The sequence below is a fragment of the Desulfovibrio sp. 6_1_46AFAA genome, from assembly GCF_000224635.1.
In the GTDB taxonomy this organism is placed as follows: domain Bacteria; phylum Desulfobacterota; class Desulfovibrionia; order Desulfovibrionales; family Desulfovibrionaceae; genus Desulfovibrio; species Desulfovibrio fairfieldensis.
The window spans coordinates 593,083-599,385 of the sequence record NZ_JH114302.1 but is presented as its reverse complement, the minus strand read 5'-3'; the positions used below and the strand labels follow the sequence as shown (position 1 = coordinate 599,385).

5 protein-coding genes are annotated in these 6,303 nt (G+C 62.5%); 2 read left to right on the top strand and 3 right to left on the bottom strand.

Annotated elements, in window-relative coordinates:
- Both HMPREF1022_RS09300 and HMPREF1022_RS18570 read left to right on the top strand, forming a co-directional pair.
- Positions 1-1,742, top strand: a 1,742-nt coding sequence (locus HMPREF1022_RS09300; RefSeq protein WP_009302892.1) for an LTA synthase family protein, incomplete at its 5' end; no start/stop codon positions are given.
- Positions 1,743-1,914: 172 nt separating this feature from the next.
- The gene (locus tag HMPREF1022_RS18570; RefSeq protein ID WP_198005345.1) at positions 1,915-2,079 is read left to right on the top strand and encodes a hypothetical protein; all 165 of its coding nucleotides are present in this window, start codon (positions 1,915-1,917) and stop codon (positions 2,077-2,079) included.
- Positions 2,080-2,278: 199 nt separating this feature from the next.
- Here HMPREF1022_RS18570 and HMPREF1022_RS09295 read toward each other — a convergent pair whose 3' ends face one another.
- The 3 genes from HMPREF1022_RS09295 to rpe all read right to left on the bottom strand — a co-directional run bounded on the left by HMPREF1022_RS09295 (position 2,279) and on the right by rpe (position 6,262).
- Positions 2,279-3,448 carry a phosphoglycerate kinase gene (locus HMPREF1022_RS09295; RefSeq protein ID WP_008681860.1) on the bottom strand — a complete coding sequence of 390 codons (1,170 nt, stop codon included), beginning with the start codon at positions 3,446-3,448 and terminating at the stop codon, positions 2,279-2,281.
- A 78-nt stretch (positions 3,449-3,526) separates the two neighbouring features.
- Positions 3,527-5,521, bottom strand: coding sequence for a transketolase (gene tkt, locus HMPREF1022_RS09290; protein ID WP_008681861.1), 1,995 nt, complete (start codon positions 5,519-5,521; stop codon positions 3,527-3,529).
- Positions 5,522-5,539: 18 nt separating this feature from the next.
- Positions 5,540-6,262 (bottom strand): ribulose-phosphate 3-epimerase, encoded by a 723-nt coding sequence (rpe, locus tag HMPREF1022_RS09285; protein WP_008681862.1) that lies wholly within the window; start codon positions 6,260-6,262, stop codon positions 5,540-5,542.
- Positions 6,263-6,303: the final 41 nt, after the last annotated feature.

Sequence of the window (6,303 nt, the reverse complement as noted above, 5' to 3'; positions counted from 1 at the left end):
GAGAGAGAGAGAGACCGGACCGATATCCGCTCTGCCTGGCCGCCTGCGTTGCTCTGGTGGCGTGCCTGCGCCTTTGTCTCGCCTTATTTTTTCCGGAGCAGATTCCACTCAGTTGGAAGATTGAACGAGTTGCCTTGGGCACCCTGCTGGACTGCGGGCCGTTGTTCGTATGCAGTCTGGCCGCGCTGTTCTGGAAAACGCGACTGTTGAGTATTCTTTCAGCATTCTGGCTGCTGATTATTCTCTTCTGGAACGCCGCTAATTGTTTTCTCATTCACACGGCACGGCGGATTATTGATTACGACATTCTGCTGCAGGTGCTGCCGGAAGCCCGGCACGCACTGGATGCTCTGCCGGAATACGGCATAATTGTCGTCGTTGCGGGCGTGGCGGGTACAGCGGCGCTGACCGTCTGGCTGTTCAGGAGCCAGCGGCGCTTTGCTCTTCGGCAGTCCAAACGCGTTCCGGCAGTGATTTTGCTGCTGATTATCGCCTTGTTCTCACTGTCTACCGGCTATTACTGCGCCACGCGCTACGATATGGATCGGCGGCGAGGCTGGATGAGCATTCCGGCCTGGAAAAGCGCCTGGGAAATATGGTATGATCGGCAAGAAAGCCGTAGCGCTCCGGTAGGGCCGCCACGCGAAGCCCTGGCCGCCGACAGGCTGGCCATGGCCGCGTTAGGCCTGTTGCGGACAAGTCCTCCTCCGGGACCCCCCTTACCTTTCCGCAATATCATTCTTGTGGCTGTGGAAAGCCTGAATCTGGAATTTTTGCACAAGTACAATGGCACTATTCCTGCCGAAGCCACGCCTCATTTTGACGCTCTGGCGGGGCGAGGCCTTGCCTGCCGCAATTTTTACACCAGCGCCGCGCCCACGGCACGCGGCCTGCACGCCCTGCTGGCTTCCCGGCTCAGTTATGACGACGACCAGGGGAGCGCGCCCAATCTGTTCACGTCGTTAGAGCGCGCCGGTTTTACCAGCTACTATCTGAGCGCGGTGTCCGGTCGCTGGGGACACTTCATCGACAGCGGCAGGGCGGCTTTTGCGCGGCGCTACAGTCCGAGCCATATCCGTTTCCGCGAGTATTTTGAAGATAAGGTCGGCGATATCAACGAGAAATGGGGTATTGAGTCCGGCTATCTCTTTGAGGACGCCCTGGAGATCCTGCGATCGCGGCCCGGCGGCAAAAATTTCATCGTTATTTCCACCATAGAAACCCATGCGCCGTATACCACGCCAACGCGGGAAAATGAGGCCTGCGCGCGCATTCCCGTACTGGCCGGAAATACGTTTTTTATCGCTCTGTGCGCGCAGGACAGGGCGCTGGGCCATTTTCTACGCGGGCTGGAACCCTATCTGGACGACACCCTGCTGATCATCACAGCTGATCACAGCGCCACGCACGGTGCCAGGTATACACAACGGCCCGACTTTGCGCCGGACCGCATCCCCCTGATTTTTCTTTCACGCCGAGGCGTGCCGGGTCTGGGCGGCAATGGACAGGAAATCACCCGGTATTGCTCGCAGATAGATTTGAGCGTGACGCTACTGGATTTATTGGGTCTGCCGGTGCCGCCCACATTCATGGGCAACGACATCCGGCTCAAGAATGTGGGTTGCTCCCTGTTGGAACGCAAGACCGTCCGCTTTGTGGATGCGCAGGCAGAGCGGCTGTTCGATCGCAAGGATACAACTTCCGTTATGGGGCGCTGGTTTCAGCTGTATTATCCGCGTTAGAGCAATTTCACTTTGAAATTGCTCTAACGCGGAACACCGTGAGGCGCGCCGCAACGCGGCGTGGATTCCGACAAAGCGACCGAAGGCAGCCCGAAGGGCTGTCCCTGTTGGCGACAACGGAGCCATACCAGGAACGCGCTATCCCGCCGTAAAGGGAAATCCCCGGCCAGTCATGGCCGGGGATTTCTTCATAACAGCGCTTTTCATTTCGCCGGGAATACAGTTTTTTGTTTTGATGGGCCTGCCCGGGTCGCACAGCGGTCTTGCGGATTTTGATTTCCTCGTCCCGGATCACAATCCGGAGATCCGCTTTTTTTCTGCGGCGGCGCATAACTAATTGCCTCCTTTTGCGGGTTCGCGTCCAAAGCATGTAAGGTTGACTGCGTGAAATGTCAAAAGCCGGCACACGGTTCGCGGGAGTCAGTCTCCCCCTAGCGTTACATTTCTTTAGAGCATTTTCACATTGAAAATGTACAACCGCTCTGGCGGACACTCTTGTGTCCGCCAGAGCGGTCCATTTTGAACGTTAAGCCGCCCTACCCCCTGTCTTTCAGAGCCGCCACCGAGGGCAGGACCTTGCCTTCCAGCAGTTCCAGAGAAGCGCCCCCGCCCGTGGAAATATAGCCCATTTTGTCGGCCAGGCCATAGCCTTCCACCGCGGCCACGGAGTCGCCGCCGCCCACCACGACAAAAGCCTTGGAAGCGGCCAAGGCTTCGGCCAGAGCCTTGGTACCCGCGCCGAAAGGCTCGGTTTCAAACGCGCCCACCGGTCCGTTCCAGACCACGGTGGCCGCCTTGGCCAGCAGCGCTTCATAGAGGGCCACGGTCTTGGGGCCGATGTCCAGAATCATTTCATCCGCAGGCACGTCGCCCACCGCGTGCACCGTGGCCTTTTGTCCGGGGGCCAGTTCCCCGGCCGTGACCACGTCCACGGGCAGAGGCAGGTCCTTGCCCGCAACCCTGGCCGTTTCCATGATCTTTTTGGCTTCCGGGATCAGATCCGGCTCGCACAGGGACGTGCCCACGCCGTAACCCGCGGCGGCCAGGAAGGTATTGGCAATGCCCCCGCCCACGATCAGACTGTCCACCTTGGCCAGCAGATTATCCAGCAGGCCCAGCTTGGTGGAGACCTTGGAACCGCCGATGACCGCCGCCAGAGGCCGCGCCGGATTGTCCAGCACCTTGGCGAAGGCCGCCAGTTCTGCCACCATCAGCGGCCCGGCGCAGGCGACCTTGGCCTGACGCACCGCGCCTTCGGTGGAGGCATGGGCCCGGTGCGCCGCGCCGAAAGCGTCCATCACATAAATGTCGCCCAGGCCCGCCAACTGCGCGGCTAGAGCAGGATCGTTCTTTTTCTCGCCCTTGAGAAAACGCACGTTTTCCAGCAGCACGCACTGGCCCGGCGTCGCTTTGGCCTCGGCCGGATCCCTGACCAGAGGCACGTCCCGGCCCAGCAGTTCACCCAGGCGCGCGGCCACAGGCTTGAGTGAGAACTGTTCCTCGTACTGGCCTTCCGTGGGGCGGCCCAGATGCGAGAGCACGATCACGCCCGCGCCTTTGTCGAGAGCCATCCTGATGGTGGGCAGGGCCGCGCGGATGCGCTTGTCGTTGGTGATCCGCCCTTCCTTCATGGGCACATTGAGATCTTCCCGGATGACCACGGTCTTGCCGCCGCAATCCAGATCCGCAAGTTTTTTAATGGGCATAATGCGCCTCCCTTTGGTTGGCGTTATCAGGCCTGCCCTCGCACCGGCCTTTCGTCCGTTGCAGAAGACAGCCCTGCATTATTTCAGCAGATCGCGCGCCTTTTCCAGCACATTGGCCGTAGTAAAGCCGAAGCGCTCGAACATGACCGAGCCCGGCGCGGAAGCGCCGAAGCTGTGCATGCCCAGCACCGCGCCGTCCAGGCCCACATACTTATGCCAGTAGTCCGGCGAGGCGGCTTCCACAGCCAGACGGCAGCGCACTGCGGAGGGCAGCACGCTTTCCTTCCAGGCCGCGTCCTGAGCGTCGAAAATCTCGGCGCAGGGCATGGAAACCACGCGCGCGCGGCGGCCGCCCGCATTGAGCTGCTCCGCCGCCTCCACGGCCAAGGCCACTTCCGAGCCCGTGGCCAGCAAAATGATTTCCGGCGTGCCCTGGCAGTCGCGCAACACGTAGCCCCCACGGGCGATGGCCGCGATCCGGGCCGAGTCGCGCTCAAAGAAAGGCAGCTTCTGGCGCGAGAGCGAGAGGCAGGTGGGCGTGTCGCGGCTCTCCAGGGCGGATTGCCAGGCCACGGCGGTTTCCACCGTATCGCAGGGCCGCCAGAGATTCAGATTGGGCGTCAGGCGCAGAGTGGACACCTGTTCCACAGGCTGGTGGGTGGGGCCGTCCTCGCCCACGCCGATGGAGTCGTGGGTAAAGGCCCAGACCACCCGCAGTCCCATGATGGCCGCCAGACGCACGGCGTTTTTAGCCTGATCCGAAAAGGCCATGAAGGTGCCCGCATACGGGATGAAGCCGCCGTGCAGGGCCAGGCCGTTCATGACCGTGCTCATGCCGAACTCGCGCACGCCGTAGGAAATGTAGTTGCCGGTGTACGCGCCGGGCTTGAGGTGCTCTGACTTGGTGGTCAGGGTGCCCACGGAACCGGACAGGTCCGCCGCGCCGCCGACCAGTTCGGGCAGATTGCCCACCAGATGTTCCAGGGCCTTCTGGGAGGCCACGCGGGTAGCCACATTTTCGCCCTTGTCCACGGCTTCCTTGAGCATGCCCGCGGCAATGGCCGCCCAGTCGGCGGGCAGATCCCCGGCCATGCGCCGCAGAAATTCGGCGGCCAGTTCCGGATGGGCCTGCCTGTAGGCGGCGAAGGTTTCATTCCAGGCTGCTTCGGCGGCCTGCCCGGCGGCGCGCGCGTCCCAAGCCGCATAAATATCCTGGGGAATCTCAAAGGGCGGCTCGTGCCAGTCCAAGGCCCGGCGCGTGGCGTCCGAGGCGCTTTCGCCCAGCGGCGAACCGTGGCTGGCGGCGGAATCGGCCTTGGGCGAGCCGAAGCCGATATGGGTATGGCAGATGATCAGGCTGGGACGGGAAAGGTCCGCGCGGGCCTCGGCCAGGGCTTTGTCCAGGGCCTCGCTGTCGTGCCCGTCAATGGGGCCGATAACCTGCCAGCGGTAGGCACGGAAGCGCGCGCCCACGTCTTCGCTGAACCATGCGTCGATCTTGCCGTCAATGGAAATGCCGTTGGAGTCATAAAGCACAATGAGTTTGCCCAAGCCCCAGGTCCCGGCCAGGGAGCAGGCCTCGTGCGAGACGCCTTCCATCAGGCAGCCGTCGCCGCAGAAGGCATAGGTGCGGTGGTCCACCACCGTTTGTTCCGGGGTATTGAACTGGGCGGCCAGCATGCGTTCGGCCAGAGCCATGCCCACGGCCGAGGAAATGCCCTGGCCCAACGGACCGGTGGTCATTTCCACGCCGGGCGGCAGACCGCGCTCGGGATGCCCCGGCGTCTGGGAACCCCACTGGCGGAAATTCTTGATTTCCTCAATGGGAAAATCATAGCCGGTGAGATGAAGCACCGCGTACTGGAGCATGGAGGCGTGCCCGTTGGAAAGCACGAAACGGTCGCGGTCCAGCCAGCCGGGATTGGCGGGATTGTGCTTGAAGCCGTGCCGCCAGAGGGCTTCGGCCATGTCGGCCATGCCGAGGGGCGCGCCGGGGTGGCCGGAGCGGGATTTTTCAATGGCGTCGATGGCAAGGGCGCGTATGGCGTTAGCGCACTGTCTGCGGGTAGGCATGACTCTCTTTCCTTGGCGTTACGGGTTGGCATTGGACGCTGCGTGCCGCCAGACGCGGGCGGCGCGCAGGCCGGGACGCACAGCGCGGCCCTCGGCGGCTTTCATAAAGGCCGCCAGGCGCGCGTCATAAGGTTTATGGCCGAAAAAGGCGGAGCCGGAAACCAGCACATCGGCCCCGGCATCCAGCAAGGCGGCCACGTTTTCCGGGCAGGCGCCCCCGTCCACCTGGACCAGCGCGCCCGCGACTCCGGCTTCGGCCAGCAGGGCGCGGGCCGCGCGGATTTTTTCATACGTCTGCGGAATGAAGGCCTGGCCGGAAAAACCGGGATTGACGCTCATCAGCAGCAAGAGATCCAGGTCCGGCGCGAGCCAGCGGGCTGCGGAAAGATCCGTGCCGGGGTTCAGGGCCAGCCCTGCCTTGAGGCCCAGCTTGCGGATTTCGGTCAGGGTGCGCTGGGCATGGCGGTCGGCCTCGGCGTGGATGACCAACAGGTCGGCTCCGGCTTCCTTGAAGTCGCGCAGATAACGGGCCGGTTCCTCAACCATCAGGTGCACGTCAAAAAAAAGCCCGCTGTGAGGCCGCAGGGCCTTGATCAGCGGGGGACCGAAAGTGATGTTGGGCACAAAGGCCCCGTCCATCACATCCAGATGCAACCAGGTTACACCGGCGGCTTCCAACGCGGCCAGTTCCTCGGCCAGACGGGAAAAATCAGCGGAAAGCAGGGATGGGGAAAGAATCATGCGGACATCCTCGTATGGACTGAACGCCAACGCGGCGGGAA